Here is a 19,769-nt window from a genome sequence, read left to right as displayed (position 1 = left end):
ACTTACCGCCGAAGAGCTTTCAGACAAAGCGAGTTTAGCTATTTTGAGCTTGAATGCTCGGTGATGTTTGGACATAAAAAGACCCCCAGTAATTGGAATGTCCAACTATTGGGGGTCACTTCACTTGTTGCGGGTTTTTTATTTCCTCAAAATCGATCACTTAATTAAGTGTATTGGTATTAACCTTTTATTCAGTCCTTCTTGATTATTGTATCCACCACAATTCATCCTTTAGTTATTATTTTTGTTTTTCGTTGATTCTAAAGTGTGGGTTGATGTTTTTTAATATTATTTTCATACAAAATTAATGTTGAGATAAAAGACAGTACTTTTAGGGAGTTGCACTCTAAAAGTAGAAAGACGCAGGCTAAGTCGTTTTTATTCGCTTGTGTACCTATTTTGACCTGTGTAGAATTGCAAAACCAACCTGTTTTTTAGTTATTTTGTATTAATTTTCACCTTTTAACTATCAATTAAAGATTTATACTCATGAAAACGATTAAGTTAGGTCCGAATTGGATTTTACAAGGAAGCACGATCGCACTGGCTATACTTATTGCATTGATAAGCAGTTTTTTTGATGCTTCGTTATTAATTTTTATATTACCTGTGTTGCTTTTTTTTCCGGTATTGAGCTTGTTAGGGATGCGTTTTTTGTATTGTTACAATGCGGGAATATGCTATTCACTGGGCATAGGCAAGCGTTATATCAATGCTGAAGACATCAAGGGTGTAGAGTTTAAATCAACGACCTTTATGACAATATTTAAGGTTTTTCTTGAGAATGGTAAAACATATAGCTTTTTTAATTGGCAAATCGATGAGCAGCTACAGAGCGCAATAACGGCTCTCTACCAACCAGATGAGCAACGTAAAGAAGCAATTTAAGCACTTTTTTACTCCATTAAAAAACTAAAAGGCCGCAAAAGCGGCCTTTTTAGTTTTTGATTTTGCTGTCTATTTTTTCATACGACGGCGTAATACAAATGGTAAAGAAAGTAAGCTTAACCAAGCAAATGAACCTGAATCATTATCTTTCGGCTGTTCTTCAACTTCGTCAGGAGTATCATCTGCTTCATCGTTAGTGATATTGATGTTAAGTTGCTGCTCTTGTGACAAGTTACCCGCGCTATCTTCAGCACGAACCATGAGTGTTAATGTATCTTGTTGTTCGTAATCAAGTACTTTAGCTACGGTGATTTCACCTGTTGCGCTGATTGCGATTGCATCAGCATGCTCACCAGTAATATTAAAGCTTACAACAGGTGTGTAATCAGCATCACCATCATAGAATACAAGTTGTCCAATAACAGTACCTACCTCGCTATTTTCAACAATATTAAACGTTTGGTTTGCCTCGATTACAGGCGCCTGCTCTGCAGGAATAGACTCTGCAGATTTAATATCAACAATCACAGGATCATGGTCTGATGCACGGTATGCGTTATCAGCATAAAGACCAGCTTGCTGTGTTGAAGACTTAAATTCAAGGTTATAGTCTAGGCTGATTGGTTCGTCCGCATTAATGTGCCAATCTGTCGCCGCAACGACCTTGCTAAGTAATGACTCAGATACTAGTGCGTGGTCAAGGCTACCAATTCTGCCAGAGAAGCTATAAGAGTAACCTAAGGTGTCGCCGTCTAATTCAGCAACTGCACTCTTAAGGCCTTTATTTGCAAATGCACGGATTGGATCTTCCATTGCATAAGCGTTCATATCACCTACTAAGATGATGTCTTCATCTTCAATGTCAGTTGGGTAAGTCGCTAACCAATCGGCATACGCATTGGCACCTGCAACACGGATTTCATTCCAACATGCTTGGCCATCACCTAAGTCAGCATTGTTGCCCTCAGCGCTGCCACAGCCACCTTTAGATTTTAAGTGTGCAACTGCAACCGTGAAGATTTCTTCGCTTTCAAGCGATTGGAAGCTTTGTGCAATTGGCGGGCGATTGCTGTAATCGAAAGGTGCTACTATGGTATGAGCAGCCTTACCAACTTCAGTTACTTTATTTGAGCGATAAATCAGTGCTGTTGTGATTGCATCAGTACCAATTTGATCAACTTCAAAGTCCACAAAAGCGTAACTATTTTCTGTATCTTCATCATTGAGTGCTGCAACGAGGGTGGCGATAGCACTGTTTTCACCGAAACCATCGTTTTCTATTTCCATTAAACCGATTACATCCGCCTGAATAGCAGTGATTGCGCTAACGATTTTCGCTTGCTGACGAATAAACTCTTCTTCGCTGTCTGCTCCGCGGCTTGTTGGGAAGCCACCGCCTTGACCGTCGCCATTAAAGTAGTTTAATACGTTAAAACTAGCTACTCGTAAATCAGCACCTTCTGCAATCTCTGGTGCATCTGTACGCGGGTTTGATGCAATAAACTCAGGTTGTACTGTCGGGTGAATACGGTAACGGTCGAAGCTGTAGCCCATCACACCGGTAATAGTATTAACAGTGTCACCTAAACGTAATGTGTTATAGGCATCAAGACCCGTGCCAGGATAGGCAATTGGGTCAAGATTTTGTTTTGTTGAACCATCATCAAGTAAGATTTGTTTTTTCAGGTTTTCAGCTTCAACAGCATTGGCTGCATCGCCTGGCAGCGCAACTTGAGTACCTTGGTATAAACGTTCAGTACCTAAGTCAACTTCACCATAGCGACCAAGACCGTAGTTGTTATTAACCACGAGAGGTTGCGCTATGGTAACTAACATACCTTCGTAAGCTTCAAGGTCTGCAACGTCGGCAACTGGCAGAGTGATAGCGGTTGCATCGGTAGATAAACCTGTCGCACAGATCTCTACTTGGCTAACATCACCTAGCTGTGTTGCGCTGAAGTATTCAGCCACGCTACCTTTAACACGTACGTGGTCACCAACAGCAACGTCGGTATCTGCGAAATAAACGAATACACCTTCAGAAGTAAGTGGGTTTGTATCAACATCAGCAGCCAGTGAGCTAATGAAGAAACCTTTTAGTTGCTCATCACCTTGGAAGTCAGCTGTAACAACACCTTCAACTTCGACCTCAGTGTTAATTAGTGGGCTATCACCCCCTTCACCTTGAATTGCGCTAATTAGCATTTTTGTTGCGCCACACTCAAGTGGTGTTACTGGATCGGGTTCAGGTGTTGGCTCTGTGCTATCACCGTATAAACCAATATTGCTGAAATCGTCTTGGTCGAATTGTTGCCACTCATCGCTTGGATTGAATGCTGATGTTGCATCAGTACGACCCGCGGTCACGCTTGCTTTACGGCGTAGAGTTTTATTTTGTGTAGAAACGCCGCCTTCATTCCATGCTGAACCTGGATCAACACCTAGTTGGCCAAAGCTATCAACAATTGCGCCGTCTTTAGTAAGAACTAATGCATCATCACCGTTGAAATAAGTGATTGTTGATTCGGTATTGCCTTTTGCTTTTAATTCATCTGCAGAGCTTGGGTTTACAATAACGTATGTTGCATTTGCAGCAAGTGTACCAGTTAAATCTAAGGTGTTATTAGGAGCACTAAGATCGCCGTTACCATTTGAGTATAAAGAAATGGTGTAACCATCAAGCGATAGTTCTGCACCTGAGGTGTTGTATAGTTCTACCGCTTTATTGTTAGAACTTCCTTCAACGTATTCAGAGATGATTAGGTTAGCTGAAGCTGGCGCGCTCAGGCTTGCAATTACAAGCGCGAGCGGCGTCAATTTAGTCTTTATCATTATTTTTCCCGTGTATGTAAGTTAATAGTCCCAAAATGGGACACATACTTTAAGGAAAATCTATGACAAATTAAATACAAATTGTTAATAAAACGGTAATAGTTGTACCGTTTTATATATTTAACTTAGCGTTGGTTGTTTTTCAACCATTGGGCTGCTTGTTTAGCAAAGTAAGTAAGAATGCCATCGGCGCCAGCACGTTTAAATGCTAATAACGACTCCATGATTATTGCTTCTTCTGCAAGCCAGCCGTTATCAATAGCCGCTTTATGCATGGCATATTCACCGCTCACTTGATACGCAAATGTTGGTACGCCAAACTCGTCTTTCACACGACGAACAACATCTAAATATGGCATGCCAGGTTTAACCATAACCATATCTGCACCTTCTTGTAGATCTAACGCTACTTCACGCAAGGCTTCATCTGAATTTGCTGGATCCATTTGATAGGTTTTTTTGTCGGCACCTTTTAAATTACCTGCTGAGCCTACCGCATCACGGAATGGTCCATAATAGCTTGAAGCGTATTTAGCAGAGTAAGCCATAATGCGAGTATGGATATGGCCTTCGGCTTCTAATGCTTCACGAATTGCACCGATGCGACCATCCATCATGTCTGAAGGTGCAACTACATCAGCGCCTGCTTCAGCATGTGACAATGCTTGCTTAACTAAAATTTCAGTTGTTACCTCGTTAATCACATAACCATTTTCATCAATGATGCCATCCTGACCATGCACGGTGAAAGGGTCAAGCGCAACATCAGTGATCACACCAAGTTCAGGAAATGCTTCTTTTAATGCGCGTACTGTTCGCTGTGCTAATGCATCAGGGTTATAGGCTTCTTCTGCAAGTAAAGACTTTTTATCGCTTGGTGTAACAGGGAAAATAGCAATAGCAGGAACACCTAATTCAACGAGTTCTTTTGCTTCTTCAAGTAGTAAATCGATAGAAAGACGTTCAATGCCAGGCATAGACTCAATAGCTTCACGGCGGTTTTTACCTTCTAACACAAATACAGGAAAAATAAGATCATTAACGGTTAGTTGGTGTTCAGCCATTAAGCGACGAGAGAAACTATCACGACGCATGCGACGCATACGTGTATAAGGGAAAAGGTCGAGTCCTGATTGGGCCATTCGTTGTGTACTCCTAGTCTGGTAGAGGATAACTCACTACCCGATTACGCCCTGTTTGCTTGGCATGATATAAGGCTTTATCGGCATAGTCAGTAAATAAACTTGGATGATTGATGTCATCAGCTATTGCACTGTAAACACCTGCGCTTAAAGTAAATTTGAGCGTTGTTCCGGCCACTATTATATCAGCATTCTCAGCCGAATTGCGTATTTGTTCAGCAATTTCTATGGCTCCATCGAGTGGAGTATTGGGTAAAAGTACTACAAATTCTTCACCGCCATAACGAGCAACTTCATCAAGTGGCCGTTTTAAATGTGCTTTGATGATATTGGCAGCTGCTTGAATTGTTTGATCACCGGTTAAATGGCCATAAGTATCATTAATTGCTTTAAAATGATCGATATCGAACATAATAATGGCCAATGGCGTTTGTTCTCGGCGAGAGCGACGAACATCCATTAGTAGTTTCTTATCAAAGTAACGGCGGTTTTTGGTTTTGGTCAGCGCATCTTCCATATTGAGCTGTTCAAGTTCGCGGTTTTTCTCCTCAAGCTCGCGCAGAGTGACTTGTAGCTCGAAAGTACGTTCTTCAATATTAGCTTCTAGGTTTTGTCGCGCTTGTTCTTGAAGCTCTAAGCGTTCTTGCATCAGGATATCTTGTGCTTTACTTTGCGCCAAAGCTGTCTGTTGTGCGGCTACTTCTGCATCTCGTTGCATTATAAAAAGCTTTATAACAGCATAGCTCAAACTCAAGCTGCAAATTAAAAAGAAAATGAAGATCAGAGATTGCTCATTGATATATAAATTGAATGGATTAAATACAGCAAATGCACTGTAAATAATGGCAGAACAAAATGCTAATAGGCCAATAATAAAGGCAATACATGGCTGTTTATAGTCGCGATTAAACTGCTTAATTGCTATCGCTGTGAAGGCAAATAGCAGAATAGGTAAGCTTAATAAGCATAGCGAAATTGCAACATAAACAGGTAAAAGCCATAACACGAAAGTGGTGGCAACAACACTCCATGCAAACCAATTTTGCACGCGGCTTAAGCGAGTCTTTTCTGCACCAAAAATGTAACGTTGTAAGGGAACAAACAGTGCACAGCAAATAAAAAACAAGCTTGGAATTGTTAATTGCTGAAATGATGCCCCACTAGGTTGCAGGTAACGATAGCCAAAGCCATAAAGGTAGGCGAGTGATAGCCATAACAACATCAGCAAAAAGCCAGTATAGGCAAAATAGCTGCGCCTTGAAAAACCATAAAGCACTAAATTAGTGATTGCTAAAGAGAGAATAAAACCCACCAGTAAACCATAAAGTAAATTGAATTTACTCTTATGTTTTAGGTACTCAGAGGGTTCCCACAGACTTAAAGGCACTCTTAGGCCGCCGTTATTTTTAACTCTTAAATAAACAACTGAATGACTTGCTTTAGGAAGCGTCAAAGACACGAGGAGTGATTCATTCTTAATTTGTCGATTTTCTAAAGGAAGTGCATCACCAATTCGCGTGCTGAATTTGACATGATCACCTTGCAGGTGAAATACACTCACTTCGTCTAGTAACGGGTTATCAATAGATAAAATCAGCGGCAAGTCATGTAACGATGTATTTTCAATTGGCAGCTTTAGCCACAAAGGACTTAAGTTCATACCTAGGTTGAGCGTTTTGCCATGGTTAGTTTGCCAAGACACGTTATGATTCGTTAATGCTTGTTGCTTTGTTATGGGATCAAGCGTGTACTCAACATTTAGCGAATGAAGAGACTTAAAGTGTGGGCCAACGGTAATCGAGTTAGCCAGCAAGTAGGGAGTAAAAAAAACAACGAAGAGTAAGCCACATAGTGACCATAGGCGCTTCATCTTAACCCTTAGTGGTAAATAATTGCTGAAAGTTTAGTGTAGTGTGTTTTGCGACATCAGTAAATTCACAGCCTTTTAAATCAGCAATTTGCTGACATATATAAGGAAGGTTCTGAGGCTCATTGCGGCGCGACTTAGGCTTTGGTCTGATATTTCGAGGTATTAAGAAAGGGGAGTCTGTTTCTATCAGTAATCGTTCGAGAGGAATAGCAGGAATGAGTGCCTGTAATTGCTCGCCTCTTCGTTCATCACAGACCCAACCCGTAACACCAATATAAAGCCCCAACGCTAGGTAATTCTGTAATGCAGTTTCATCACCTGTAAAGCAGTGTAGTACGCCTCGGACCTTATGTTCGTTCAAGATTGCAAGCATATCTTCACTGGCATCTCGCTCATGCAGGTATACGGGCATATCTAGCTGCTCAGCCAGTTGAAGTTGTCGCCTAAATACATTGCGTTGAATATCTCGAGGAGAGAAATCACGATTATAATCAAGGCCGCACTCACCTATAGCCACGACTTCATTATGTTGACTAAGGGAAATTAACTGCTCTTCCAGCCGATCATCTGCGGTTTTTGCATCGTGGGGGTGAACTCCTGCTGTGCTAAGCTGCGAAAATTGCTTAGCAAGGCTCAGAGAAGCTTGGCTGCTTTGTAAATCGCAGCCAATCAATAGCATTTGTGTTACACCGGCATCGCTTGCACGTTGTAACACTTCTTGGTGACGGTCATCAAACTGATGATTGCTAAGGTTGACACCTGCATCAACCAGTTGAATGTTCATTAATCTGTTCGTTTAACGCGAATCGAGCGGTTTTGACCTTCAATCCTTAATAAGAATGAATTGAAGACACCACGCTCAATAATTACAGTTTCATTAACTTTCAGTTTTATTTTATCAGAGCCGATTTGACGCCATTGTTGACCATTTTCAAGTTCGATGATTAGCTCGCCATAAGGCGCTGTTTTTACGCTTTTAACGATGGCGTTAATTTGATCATCGTTTACTTTTGCAACTTCTTTATGCTCTAAACCAAAGTCTTCATTTTTTGTTTTTACAATTTGCTCGCTTTGTTTAGTTGCAACTGTTGCTGCGGCCTCAGTAGTCGCAGTGGTAGCTGCAGAGCTCATTTTAGGCTGCTCAATTTGTTGCTTTTTTACCGGCTTAGATAGCGACTTACCTGCCATTACATTGTCGTAACAAAGTAAACGGTTAAAGTCGTTTTCAACAAAAGTACAGGCTTGTAATGCTTGTAAGTTAACCTCGTTTGCTTGGACAGTACCAGCAATTGTTAGAAGAGCGACGAAAGGGATGAGTTGTTTTTTCATTTTATTCCTCTGATTCCTGTTGAGGTTTGGCGGTATAAAATGCAGCCAAAATTATGCCTAATTCAAATAGTAACAGCATAGGTAATGCTAGTAATGTTTGTGACAATACATCGGGTGGAGTTAAGAACATAGCAATCACAAATACACCTACCACGATATAAGGCCGTTTTTCTTTTAAACTTTTCGTTGTTGTTGCGCCACTCCAGCATAACAGCATGATGGCAACAGGTATTTCAAACGCAATACCAAAAGCAAAAAACAGTTTTAAAGCAAAACTTAAATAGCTACTAATATCAGGCGCTAATGTAATCATATCAGGGCCAGTACTAGTGAAAAACCCTAAAATAATCGGTAACACCACAAAGTAGCAAAATGCGATACCACTATAAAATAGCAAGATGCTAGAGGCCAAAATAGGCATGAGCATACGCTTTTCATGTTGATACAAGCCTGGTGCTATAAAACTCCAAACTTGATGCAGTATCATAGGAATAGCAGCAAATAACGCCACAAATAAAGTAAGTTTAAACGGTGCAATAAAGGGAGATGTAACATCCGTTGCGATCATGGTGGCAGTGCTAGGCAAATTTGCAATAAGTGGTGCTGCAATAAAATCATAAATATCGTTGGCAAAGTACACCAAACTAATAAATATAATCAAAATGCTTAACAAAGCTTTCATGAGTCGATTTCGTAACTCAATTAAGTGGCCAACAAAGCCTGTGTGAGCTTGCTCGGTCATAGTTTACTATTCATCATCGTTGTTATTGACCACAAAAACAGAGTTTAAATTCACTTTTTTTCGTCATTATTATTAGTTTCTGCTTTTTCAGGCGTGTCTTTTTTGTAACTGTGGGTGACTGACTGAGCAGCCTTTTGAAGTTCGTTTACAGAGTCTTGCAGCTCTGGTGACAGTTCTTGCAAGTTTTGTTGCTCTGCTTTTTTTAAATTTTCGTGAAGCTCATGGATACGGAGTTCTTCGTTCACTTCAGCTTTCACTGAGTTGGCGACTGACTTTAACGTTTTTATCCAGCGGCTTACTGTACGAATTGCCACAGGCAAACGCTCAGGGCCTAATACAATTAGACCCACGATCAGTACGACAACAAGTTCCCACATCCCCATGTTGATTAAGCCTTATGATCGTCTTTGCTTTTCTCTACGGTTTCTTTGCTTTGCGTGTTAGAAGCTTGTTCTATTTTCTCGCTTTTAGCGTTAGCTTGGTCATCATCAGACACCGCTTTTTTAAAGCCTTTTACTGCGCTACCTAAATCACCGCCGATGCCACGAAGTTTTTTTGTGCCAAATAACAACACGATGATTGCCAAAATAATGATTAATTGCCAAATACTGATACCACCAAAACCCATGGGTTACTCCGTTTTTATCAAATTTATTGAATAGACTTGTTTAGATTATACTCACCAAAACATAAATAGCACTTAGTTTATGCGCTACGCCATGCTGCAATAAAGCCTGCTACAGCAAGGCCTGCCGTAATTGCACTGGCGACTAGGTCATGCTGTAAATAACATAAGCCAGAAACAATCAAACAGCTACCAGCAAAGATACTTAGTAACAAAGGCTTAGCTGATTGCGGTGCTGGCAATTGTACAGGTTGTTGTTGACGTTTTAAGTTTTGATAAATTAAATCTGGTAATTCGGGCATTTTTTCTGCCCAAAATGGCAAATTCGCATACATTTTTTTCATTACAGCAAGCGGACCAACTTGTTCTTTGACCCAATCTTCTAGAAAAGGTTTAGCGGTTTTCCATAAATCAAGCTGCGGATACAGTTGTCTGCCAAGGCCTTCAACATACAACAGCGTCTTTTGTAGTAACACTAATTGTGGTTGAACCTGCATATTAAAGCGACGAGCCGTATTAAACAGGTTGACTAACACATGGCCAAAAGAAATTTCTGCCAGTGGTTTATTGAAAATTGGCTCACATACGGTACGAATCGCAAATTCAAACTCTTCAATGCTGGTATCGGCGGGTACCCAGCCAGAATCAACATGCAGTTGCGCTACTTGGCGGTAATCACGATTGAAAAAGGCAATAAAGTTTTCTGCTAAATAACGCTTATCTTCGCGATTAAGGGTGCCTACAATACCGCAATCAATGCCGATGTATTTTGGGTTGTGTGGGTTTTCACGAGACACGAAGATATTACCCGGGTGCATATCTGCATGGAAAAAACTGTCACGGAAAACTTGCGTGAAAAACACTTCGACACCGCGTTCAGCCAGCAGCTGCATATTGGTATTTTGTGCAAGCAGTGCGTCGGTATCTGACACTGGAATACCGTAAATACGCTCCATAACTAATACGTTATTACGGCTAAAATCGCTGTAAACAAAAGGAATGTAGAGTGATTCAGAATCTTCAAAGTTACGGCGTAGCTGAATCGCATTCGCCCCCTCGCGCATTAAGTCGAGCTCATCCAGCAAGGTTTTTTTGTATTCGTTTACAACCTCGATAGGGCGCAAACGTTTTGCTTCTTTTAATAATCTAGCAACTAAGCGTGCGACTTTTTGCATTAGCATTAAGTCGGCATCAATTTGCTCTTTAATATTTGGGCGAATGACCTTAATGACAACATCTTGAGGTGCGCCATGCTCATCAATTAAGGTTGCTGTGTGAACTTGAGCAATCGAAGCTGATGCCAGAGGTGTTTGCGAAAAGTCACTAAACAACTCACTGATATCATTGATACCCAGTGCTTTTTCGATAAGTTGCTGAGCATGCTCACCTTCAAATGGTTCAACCTGATCTTGAAGTAATGCAAGCTCTAACGCGACATCATGAGGGAGTAAATCACGGCGTGTCGATAGCATTTGCCCAAACTTGATCCACACTGGGCCAAGTTCTTGCAAAGCAAGTCGAAGGCGCATACCAGCAGGTTTATCTTTATGCTGGTTACGTAACCAAAATAAGCTGCCACGGGCGAGCTTTGCAAACCAAGGCACTCTTTTTCGCGGAATTAATTCGTCTAAGCCATAGCTCAGTAGCGTTTTTGTGATGTAATAAAGACGAGCAGACGACACACAAGTTCCTTAGCGCATTAGCGTGACTGTAACAGCGCGTTAATTCGCATCTCTAATTGAGATACTTGGCTTTTTAATTGGCGATTTTGCTGTTTGAATTCAGCAAGTTCTAGTGGGTGAATCGTCACCGCTAGCTCATCTTGGCAAAGCGCTGTTAAGGTATTTTCTAGCTTACTTTTTGTTTGTAGCCCACGGCGTTTTAAGGCTTGTAAAGAGAGCCATAGTTGCTGCGCTGGGGCATCGCCAATATAACGAGAAAAGTGTTCAGGCCAGTCAATATTAAGCTCTGCAAACGCATTGCTAAAGCCTTGCGCAAGATTTAAATCGCCTTGTAAATCGAGTTTATCTTGGCGAATTAGCTGGGTAAGCATTGATGGATCTTTAAGGGCCAACAAGGTGTTGATATCGGCGCTGATCATGCAGTCAAAACTGCGCTCTTGCGTACTGTATAAGTGAATTTGCTCGTCGCTGTAAACGCACAAAATGGACTGTTGCCAATCGCGTATTTCAATTAAAAGTTGCTTGTCAGCAATGCTGGTAAGCTTGTTTTTAACAGCGGGATCTAATTGCAACACATGATTAATAATGCGTTCTACAAGTGACAACAGAGCGTTAGCTAACATCACATTACCTGCTTAGGTTTAATATTTAAAACCACGGTGTAAAGCAACAATACCACCTGTTAGATTTTGATAAGTGGTTTGTTCAAAGCCGGCATCTTCCATCATAGCCTTTAACGTTTCTTGATCTGGGTGCATACGGATTGATTCAGCAAGATACTGATAAGACTCGCTGTCATTCGCTACCAGTTCACCCATTTTAGGTAAGATATTGAATGAGTAAAAGTCATACGCTTTGCTCAGCACTTCATGCTCAGGCTTAGAAAACTCAAGCACTAGCAAGCGACCGCCAGGCTTAAGGATGCGGTACATTGAACGTAATGCTTTATCTTTATCGGTGACATTACGTAGCCCAAATGCAATCGTGATTAAGTCAAAGCTATTATCAGGAAATGGCAATGCTTCGGCATTCATTTGCACGTATTCAATATTGCCTACGCGGCCTAAGTTGCGAAGTTTTTCGCGACCAACTTTGAGCATTGAAGAGTTAATATCGCCTAAGATAACTTGACCGGTTTCGCCAACTAACTGACTAAATTTAGCGGTTAAATCGCCAGTACCGCCTGCAAGGTCTAATACGTAGTGGCCTTTACGAACACCTGAACTTGCAATAGTTTGGCGTTTCCATAAACGATGAATACCGAATGACATTAAGTCATTCATAACGTCATATTTTGCTGCGACTGAGTGAAATACATCAGCAACCATCGATGCTTTGTCGTTTTCAGCAACGGTTTTATAGCCAAAATGCGTGGTCTTTTCTTGATTCTCGTTCATGATTAATCTCTATCGTGGCAATAAAGACTAGTGTACTTGATTGTAGCTATGGGGTGCAATTTGATTATAACTAAATCATCAGATTAGCGTTGTATTTAATGACTTAGAACAGGATTAGATGTTATTGACCTGCAATATAGCTACTCTGACCCAGTGATTTTGCTTTTGCTGCTGCTAATGAGGCTTTTCGTGCTAGGTAATTAAAATCATTACCTTCTTCGTGCTTTGCTATACCCAAAGCGAGCGTGATAGCAGGTAATTTGGTGCCATTTTTTGAACTAACAAAACGCAGCTTTTCAACACCATTACGTACTTTTTCAGCGATTAAATTTGCTGTTTCAGGCTCAATGTCTGCAAGAAGAATAGTAAATTCATCTTTGCCAGTACGACCCGGTAAACCGCTCTCTAATACATATTTTTGAACTTGTTTGGCAACTTTACTCAAAATCACTTCACCAATTACATCACCATAGTTACTTATAAAGTGATCAAGGTTTTCAATTTGAATTGATATGGCACACACCGCCTTGTTTTGCCCAATCCATAATTGCGTTTGCTGATTTAAGTAATGGCGTTTATATAATCCGGTTTGTGGATCAGTGATGTGTTGTTTACGAAGTTGAGTGAGCTGTTTTTGGGTTTTTTCTTGGAGTGATTTAGCTTTTGCGATTTCTTGTTTAAATTGTCGGTGCTGATTTAGTAATACTTCAGACTGCTTACTAAGCATTTTCAGTGCGTGGCGAGTTTGCTCTAGGTTGTTTTCATCTATGGCATGCACGCAATCAGTAACTTGATCAGCAAAGCGGATCATGTTTTGCTCATTCGTATTCGCATTACGAGATAATGAGTTTATAACGGAGTCGACATTACGAACAATTGCTGTATTCATTTTATAGCCTTGTTCCATAAAATCGAAATACAGTTGTTCTACGTAAACGCTGTCGATCGTTTTCTTTTGAGCAATAGCACGGTCTATTGCGGTATTGAGTTTTTGGTTAGCTTGGCTGACATAGGTATAAACGACGTGGTAGTTAAGTGGTGACGGCGGTAATGAGTGATGTTCTAAAAAGATACATACCTTCGTCATTTTTTCTTGAGCAATAGCCATGGAATCATGGAACATCATTTTTCAATACCACTAAATACGCATATCAACTAATTAATCATCTTGTCCCTAAAGTGCATTTGCTTCCAAGCATAAATACTGAGTCTACAGTAATCTGTAATCAGTCTATTTAAAAGCAAAATTGCCAAATTTGGAACTTAAATTTGTTTTGTTTGGGTCTATTAGCTGATTTTCTCTACAACTTTGCCATGTATAAGCATAAATTGTTTAAAGCTTGTTCATTCGTTGCGTCAGTTGGGCGTTTATTTGAGCGTAATTAATCTGAGCTTGGTCGCATTTGCTTGGGTTTTAATCTGAGCTGAGCTAATTTAGCTACACAGATCAAAACGAATAAGAAAGTTATGAAACACTCATTATCGCAAACTGTAAATCGATCGCTAATTGCTGTTGCGTTAGCTTGCACTTTAAGTGCCTGTCAGGTTACCAAAATTGACGCTGATCAGCAGTTTAATCAAGTTGCAGAAGAAATTGTTAACTATCGTCAAAGTATTAGCCCTTATGGAAAGGAAAATGGCGTTGACGGTTATTTACTGGAAAACTTGTCGGCTGAATTTTTAGAGAAAAAGTACAAAAAGAATACTCAATTACTTGCCGAGCTAGACGCTATCGACCGTGATAAATTATCGGAAGAAAATCGCATTAACCTGACTATTTTGCGTGGCCAAGTGCAAAATAGTGTCGATGAATATGTGTTTAATGCGCACTATATGCCGCTGACTTCTGAGTACGGTTTTCACTCTAGCTTATCATTTATGATTTCCAGCTCAGATTACACAAAAGCAAAAGATTACCAGCTATATCTTGCAAAATTGCAGCAAATTCCCCGCTATTTCTCACAAAATATCGGTTGGATGCGCAAAGGGCTTGAGGTGGGGCTAACCCAACCTAAGGCTGTGTTAGAAGGCTATCAAGACTCAATCACGGCTTATATTGTTGATGATGCTACTAAGTCTGAATTCTACAAACCATTTTTAAATAACACTGCGGTCCTGAGCGATAGCGAATTTGCAGCTCTACAAAAGCAAGCGCAAACCATTATTAAAGAGCAGGTTATTCCAGCTTATCAAGGTTACTTAACCTTCTTTAATAATGAATATCAACCGGGTGCACGTACAGAAATTGGTATTTCAAGTACGCCAAACGGTAAAGCGTTTTACGAAAATCGCGCAAGGTACTACACCACCACAGATATGACGCCAAAAGAAATTCATGAGTTGGGTTTACAAGAAGTCGCGCGTATTCGTGCAGAAATGGAAAAAATTATTGAGCAAGTAGGCTTTGAAGGCTCGTTTGCTGATTTTGTCCACTTTTTACGTACTGATCCGCAATTTTACGCAAAAACACCTGAAGAGCTACTAAAAGAAGCGTCTTACATTGCCAAGAAAATGGATGCGCAGTTACCTAAGTTGTTCCACACCTTGCCGAGAATGCCGTATGGTGTTGCACCGGTGCCAGCGAGCATAGCTCCAAAATATACAACGGGGCGTTACTCAGGGTCTCGTCGTGATGACCAAGCAGGTTACTACTGGGTTAATACCTATGCGTTAGATAAGCGCCCGTTGTATGTACTTGAAGCATTAACTTTGCACGAAGCTGTACCAGGGCATCATTTACAAATTTCACTTAATGCTGAGCTTGAGTCATTACCAAGTTATCGCCGTAATGCATATTTGTCGGCATTTGGTGAAGGTTGGGGCCTATATTCGGAGTTTTTAGGTATCGAAGCGGGCTTTTATCAAGACCCATACAGTGATTTTGGTCGTTTGACTTATGAAATGTGGCGTGCAGCACGTTTAGTGGTTGATACAGGTATGCATATGTATGGCTGGAGCCGCGAACGCGCAATGCAGTTTATGAGCGAAAACACCGCGCTTTCATTGCATAACGTGAAGACCGAAACTGACCGTTATATTTCATGGCCTGCACAAGCGTTGTCATACAAAATTGGTGAGCTAACCATTAAACGTTTACGCCACGAAGCTGAGCAAGCACTTGGTCAAGATTTTGATATTCGTGAATTTCACCATCAAATATTACGACATGGCTCAGTGCCAATGTCAGTGCTTGAAGAGCAAATTCAACTTTACATTAAAGCTGAATTAGCCAAACGAGCAGCATAGCGGTATAAAAGACGAAAAGGCGTGATTTACATCACGCCTTTTTTGTTTATTGCACGTAATATAAACACCTTATATGCTTTGAAAGATGTCATTTCACAAAGGGGCCTTGGATGAGTGATTTTATAATTTTTAGTATCGATGTATTTGCCAGTTTATTTATTTTTGCACTAGGGATCGGATTACTGGTGATTGTGTGCTTTTACATTAGTGATGTGACGCAATCTAAGCAGGCGATTCGCCGTAATTACCCGGTGATAGGACGTTTTCGCTATTTCTTTGAACGCCAAGGTGAATTCTTTCGTCAGTACTTCTTTGCTATGGATAGGGAAGAGTTACCATTTAACCGCGCAGAGCGAAGCTGGGTTTATCGCGCAGCAAAAAATGTTGATCGCACTACTGCGTTTGGTTCAACACAAAGCCTAGAAGCCACAGGGACTGTGATGTTTATGAACTGCGCCTTCCCAAAACTGGATGAAGAGGCGTTAGAGCCAAGTTATGTCACCTTAGGTCCATACTGTGAGAAGCCCTATTCTACCAATGCATTATTCAATATTTCGGGCATGAGTTTTGGCGCTTTATCAAAACCCGCTGTGCGTGCTTTATCACGAGGTGCAAAATTAGCCGGTTGTTGGATGAATACGGGGGAAGGTGGACTGAGTCCTTATCATCTCGAAGGGGGGGGTGATATTGTATTTCAGATAGGTACAGCAAAATATGGTGTGCGTGATGAGCAAGGTAAGCTAAGTTTAGAAAAACTAAAAGCAATTGCCGAGCATGAACAAGTTAAGATGTTCGAAATTAAAATGAGCCAAGGCGCAAAACCGGGCAAAGGCGGTATGTTGCCTGGGCGCAAAGTAACCGCTGAAATCGCCAAAATTCGGGGGATCCCCGAAGGGCATGACTCGATTAGCCCTAATGGCCATCCAGAAATAAAAGAACCAGCCCACTTACTCGATATGATTTCGACAGTTCGAGAAACAACAGGTAAACCAACAGGTTTTAAAGCAGTGATTGGTGAATACACTTGGCTTGAAACCTTGTTCAGTGAAATTAATAATCGAGGCATTGAATCAGCGCCTGATTTTATCACGATCGATAGTGCCGACGGTGGAACGGGCGCAGCGCCTCAGCCGTTAATGGACTCTGTCGGTTTACCGCTGCGTGAAAGCTTACCTCTTGTTGTAGACCTTTTGAAAAAACATGGTCTAAGAGAGCGTGTAAAGGTTATCGCATCGGGTAAGTTAATTGTGCCATCAAAAGTTGCTTGGGCATTAGCGCTGGGTGCTGACTTTATTGTTTCGGCTCGTGGTCACATGTTCTCGCTTGGCTGTATTCAAGCTCTACAATGTAATAAAGATACTTGCCCTACAGGTATTACGACCCACAATGAGCGCTTACAACGAGGTTTAGATGTAACAGACAAGGCTCAGCGTGTTGCTAACTATAATAAATATATTCATTATGGGGCAGGTTTGATTGCCCATTCATGTGGTGTATCCAGTGCCAGAGAATTGGCTCGTCATCATGTGCGCGTAGTGCAAGAAAATGGCTTGTCTGAGCCGCTCGATAAAATGTACGAGCATTATCAGTAAAGTTTTAGAAAGGCGCGTTTAGCGCCTTTGTTTTTAGTTTAGCAAGCTAACCAGTAAAGAGAAAAACTCATCTTTATTCTTGCAGCTTGTCGCGTTAAGCATTAATTGCTCACCGAGTACCAGCGTTTGTTGTTGCGCAGCAAGGCGAGCGCCTACATCGTCAATGCCATCGATATCGGCAACATGGGCTAAACCTATGGTGCGGCGAATAAGCTCAGCGCCACAGTAACCAATCGCATCGTGTAATACTTGTTGTAAATAATCTTCCGTAAAAGCGCGGTTTGCAAAGCTAATATCTGTTGCTTCGTTACTTGCTAGGGTTAGCCAATGTTGTTCAAATTGGCTGTAACAATCCTGCAAGCAAGTTAGAAGGTGGGTTTGATATTGACGGCGTGCTGCCTGATTTGTAATACGGCCATTTTGCGCGCAGTAATTAAGCAATAAATTGCCCATAAAAGAGCCGATATCGAAACCAACAGGGCCAAAAAATCCGAACTCTGGGTCGATCATTTTGGTGGTGTTTGTATCGACAAAAATACTGCCGCTATGCATATCACCGTGTAATAAAGTTTGCGGACAAGATAAGAATTTAGCTTTTAATTTGGCTGCGGCTAGTTTTAAAGCGTCATTATTGCGAATGCTTTCGACGTGCTCATTAAGCTCAGCAGGGAAATTATTACGCTCATGCTCAATGTATGGGTCAGTAAAGAATAAATCTTCAGTGATCTTACATAAATCAGGGTTGATAAACTGACTCACTTTGGCTTTTTTATCTTCAGCAGATAAATAGAAGTCTGAGTTATAAAAACCAGTACGACTCAAATACAGTGCGACATGACTTGCCAGTAGCGGAAATTGCTCTGCGTTGATTTGCGCGCCTCGTAAAATCTGCAAATGCCCTAAATCTTCTAGCACTGTTAAGGCAAGTTCTGCATTATGGTGCAAAATAGCGACAGTATGTTCTGGGCATAAGGCACCGTGATTAATGAGCACATCAGCTTCTATGCGTGCGCGATCAAGTGATAATGGCCATGATTCGCCTACGCAACGAGCATAGGGAAGGGCTTGTTTTAAAATAACACTATTATTGTGTTGATCCGTTACACGAAAAACCAGGTTTAAGTTTCCGTCTCCAAACTCGTATGCAGTCAGTATTGCATCAGCAGGGAAAACTGAAATCAGTTCACTTTTAACAAGTTCTTTAATGTAATCAACAGCATGCTCTGAAGTGAAGGCGGTGTAATCAGCCATGGCTCTATCTCATAAAACAATAAACTTTAAGCATTCTATACTTGTAACCATTTAGATGTCCATACATCTAGCTTGTTAGTTGTCAAAACTGATGTAAAATAACCATTCAATAAAATTAGTTTTTCATTATTTATTCGGATTCAGTATGCAAGATCTCATCGCGAGTAGTATTAAATATCAGCAAGGTACGCTAACTGTACTTGACCAGTATTTGTTGCCACATCAACAGCATTGGCATGTGTGCAATGATGTTGAAACGATGAAAGATTTAATTTTGACACTGAAAATTCGTGGTGCACCGTTAATAGGTTTAGGCGCTAGTTTACTCGTTGCACATTTAGCAGAGCAGGGCATGAGCCAAGCCTCACTCGCTATCGCCATAGATGAGCTAGAAGCAACCCGTCCAACAGCTGTTAATCTAATGCACTGTATGGCCAAGTTACGCGAAGCGTTGACTGAGAGCGACTTTGTTGCTGCTGTTGTCTCTACCGCTGAGCAGTTGTTTAAAGAAGATATTGCACTTTGCGATAGTATGGCTGAACGTGGGGCGGCTTTGGTGGCCAAAGGCGACAATATTTTAACTCATTGCAATACTGGCGCATTAGCAACAGCAGGTGTGGGTACTGCATTAGGAGTGATTTATAAAGCGCAGCAACGCTATGGTGATATTCATGTTTGGGTTGATGAGACTAGACCATTACTGCAAGGTGGGCGTTTAACTGCCTTTGAACTTGAGCGTTGGCAAATTCCTTATACTTTGATTTGCGATAACATGGCAGCTAGCTTAATGGCGGCAGGTAAGGTTGATAAGATTTTTGTAGGCGCTGATCGCATTGCTGCAAACGGTGATTTTGCTAACAAAGTGGGCACTTATAATCTTGCTGTATTAGCGCATTTTCATAACATTCCATTTTATGTTGTTGCGCCATTGACTACGCTTGATACGCAAACGACATGTGGTAATGACATTGAAATTGAGCAGCGTAGTGTAAATGAAGTGCGCGGTGTTAGTGGTAGTTTTGGTGAAGCAATGTGGGCACCGACTAATGCACAGGTTTATAACCCAGCGTTTGATGTAACACCTGCTAACTTAGTAACAGGTTGGGTGCTCGATACCGGGGTTTATAACCAAGCAGATATCGAGCAAGGTATTTTAAAGCAGTTAAAATAGCG

The 19,769-nt window shown here is 41.1% G+C and carries 17 protein-coding genes; 4 read left to right on the top strand and 13 right to left on the bottom strand.

Annotated elements, in window-relative coordinates; all coding sequences use genetic code 11:
- Positions 1 to 489: 489 nt before the first annotated feature.
- Positions 490 to 888, top strand: a complete 399-nt coding sequence (locus AAEU31_RS19760) for a hypothetical protein (protein ID WP_421968095.1) — start codon at positions 490 to 492, stop codon at positions 886 to 888.
- A 69-nt stretch (positions 889 to 957) separates the two neighbouring features.
- On the opposite strand, the gene AAEU31_RS19755 is transcribed toward AAEU31_RS19760, so the two are convergent.
- From AAEU31_RS19755 to AAEU31_RS19700, 12 genes are all read right to left on the bottom strand, one after another.
- Entirely contained in the window at positions 958 to 3,720 is a 2,763-nt protein-coding gene (locus AAEU31_RS19755) for an ExeM/NucH family extracellular endonuclease (protein ID WP_421968094.1), read from the bottom strand.
- A gap of 125 nt (positions 3,721 to 3,845) precedes the next feature.
- Positions 3,846 to 4,862 (bottom strand): porphobilinogen synthase, encoded by a 1,017-nt coding sequence (gene hemB / locus AAEU31_RS19750; protein WP_421968093.1) that lies wholly within the window; start codon positions 4,860 to 4,862, stop codon positions 3,846 to 3,848.
- A gap of 13 nt (positions 4,863 to 4,875) precedes the next feature.
- Complete coding sequence (locus tag AAEU31_RS19745; protein WP_138558116.1) at positions 4,876 to 6,732, bottom strand: sensor domain-containing diguanylate cyclase; 1,857 nt, start codon at positions 6,730 to 6,732, stop codon at positions 4,876 to 4,878.
- Between the two features lies 1 nt (position 6,733).
- On the bottom strand, positions 6,734 to 7,516 hold the full coding sequence (locus AAEU31_RS19740; protein WP_135922976.1) for a TatD family hydrolase: 783 nt from the start codon (positions 7,514 to 7,516) through the stop codon (positions 6,734 to 6,736).
- Entirely contained in the window at positions 7,516 to 8,061 is a 546-nt protein-coding gene (locus tag AAEU31_RS19735) for a hypothetical protein (RefSeq protein ID WP_421968092.1), read from the bottom strand. The genes AAEU31_RS19740 and AAEU31_RS19735 overlap by 1 nt, the downstream gene beginning before the upstream one ends.
- Position 8,062: 1 nt before the next feature.
- Positions 8,063 to 8,803 carry a twin-arginine translocase subunit TatC gene (gene tatC / locus AAEU31_RS19730; protein WP_135922974.1) on the bottom strand — a complete coding sequence of 247 codons (741 nt, stop codon included), beginning with the start codon at positions 8,801 to 8,803 and terminating at the stop codon, positions 8,063 to 8,065.
- Between the two features lie 50 nt (positions 8,804 to 8,853).
- Entirely contained in the window at positions 8,854 to 9,186 is a 333-nt protein-coding gene (gene tatB / locus AAEU31_RS19725; RefSeq protein WP_135922973.1) for a Sec-independent protein translocase protein TatB, read from the bottom strand.
- Positions 9,187 to 9,191: 5 nt separating this feature from the next.
- Positions 9,192 to 9,431 (bottom strand): twin-arginine translocase TatA/TatE family subunit, encoded by a 240-nt coding sequence (gene tatA, locus AAEU31_RS19720; RefSeq protein ID WP_135922972.1) that lies wholly within the window; start codon positions 9,429 to 9,431, stop codon positions 9,192 to 9,194.
- 77 nt (positions 9,432 to 9,508) lie between these two features.
- Positions 9,509 to 11,110: a ubiquinone biosynthesis regulatory protein kinase UbiB gene (gene ubiB, locus AAEU31_RS19715; protein WP_421968091.1), complete on the bottom strand. Its 1,602-nt coding sequence runs from the start codon at positions 11,108 to 11,110 to the stop codon at positions 9,509 to 9,511.
- A 17-nt stretch (positions 11,111 to 11,127) separates the two neighbouring features.
- Complete coding sequence (locus tag AAEU31_RS19710) at positions 11,128 to 11,733, bottom strand: ubiquinone biosynthesis accessory factor UbiJ (protein ID WP_421968090.1); 606 nt, start codon at positions 11,731 to 11,733, stop codon at positions 11,128 to 11,130.
- 18 nt (positions 11,734 to 11,751) lie between these two features.
- Positions 11,752 to 12,507 (bottom strand): bifunctional demethylmenaquinone methyltransferase/2-methoxy-6-polyprenyl-1,4-benzoquinol methylase UbiE, encoded by a 756-nt coding sequence (gene ubiE / locus AAEU31_RS19705; protein ID WP_135922969.1) that lies wholly within the window; start codon positions 12,505 to 12,507, stop codon positions 11,752 to 11,754.
- Between the two features lie 121 nt (positions 12,508 to 12,628).
- A complete protein-coding gene (locus tag AAEU31_RS19700; protein ID WP_135926202.1) occupies positions 12,629 to 13,615 on the bottom strand; it encodes a GGDEF domain-containing protein in 987 nt (328 codons plus the stop codon).
- A 359-nt stretch (positions 13,616 to 13,974) separates the two neighbouring features.
- Between AAEU31_RS19700 and AAEU31_RS19695 the strand changes: the two genes are divergently transcribed.
- The gene (locus AAEU31_RS19695) at positions 13,975 to 15,753 is read left to right on the top strand and encodes a DUF885 domain-containing protein (protein ID WP_421968089.1); all 1,779 of its coding nucleotides are present in this window, start codon (positions 13,975 to 13,977) and stop codon (positions 15,751 to 15,753) included.
- 110 nt (positions 15,754 to 15,863) lie between these two features.
- The gene (locus AAEU31_RS19690; protein ID WP_421968088.1) at positions 15,864 to 17,345 is read left to right on the top strand and encodes an FMN-binding glutamate synthase family protein; all 1,482 of its coding nucleotides are present in this window, start codon (positions 15,864 to 15,866) and stop codon (positions 17,343 to 17,345) included.
- A 33-nt stretch (positions 17,346 to 17,378) separates the two neighbouring features.
- Here the strand turns inward: AAEU31_RS19690 and mtnK are convergent, their stop codons facing one another.
- Positions 17,379 to 18,596 carry an S-methyl-5-thioribose kinase gene (gene mtnK, locus AAEU31_RS19685; protein WP_421968087.1) on the bottom strand — a complete coding sequence of 406 codons (1,218 nt, stop codon included), beginning with the start codon at positions 18,594 to 18,596 and terminating at the stop codon, positions 17,379 to 17,381.
- Between the two features lie 145 nt (positions 18,597 to 18,741).
- Between mtnK and mtnA the strand changes: the two genes are divergently transcribed.
- Positions 18,742 to 19,767, top strand: coding sequence for an S-methyl-5-thioribose-1-phosphate isomerase (mtnA, locus tag AAEU31_RS19680; protein WP_138558433.1), 1,026 nt, complete (start codon positions 18,742 to 18,744; stop codon positions 19,765 to 19,767).
- Positions 19,768 to 19,769 lie beyond the last annotated feature (2 nt).

This window comes from Pseudoalteromonas thalassia (assembly GCF_049257215.1).
GTDB classification, from domain to species: Bacteria; Pseudomonadota; Gammaproteobacteria; order Enterobacterales; family Alteromonadaceae; genus Pseudoalteromonas; species Pseudoalteromonas lipolytica_C.
The sequence above is the reverse complement of the archived record's forward strand: the minus strand, read 5'-3'. Positions and strand labels throughout refer to the sequence as shown.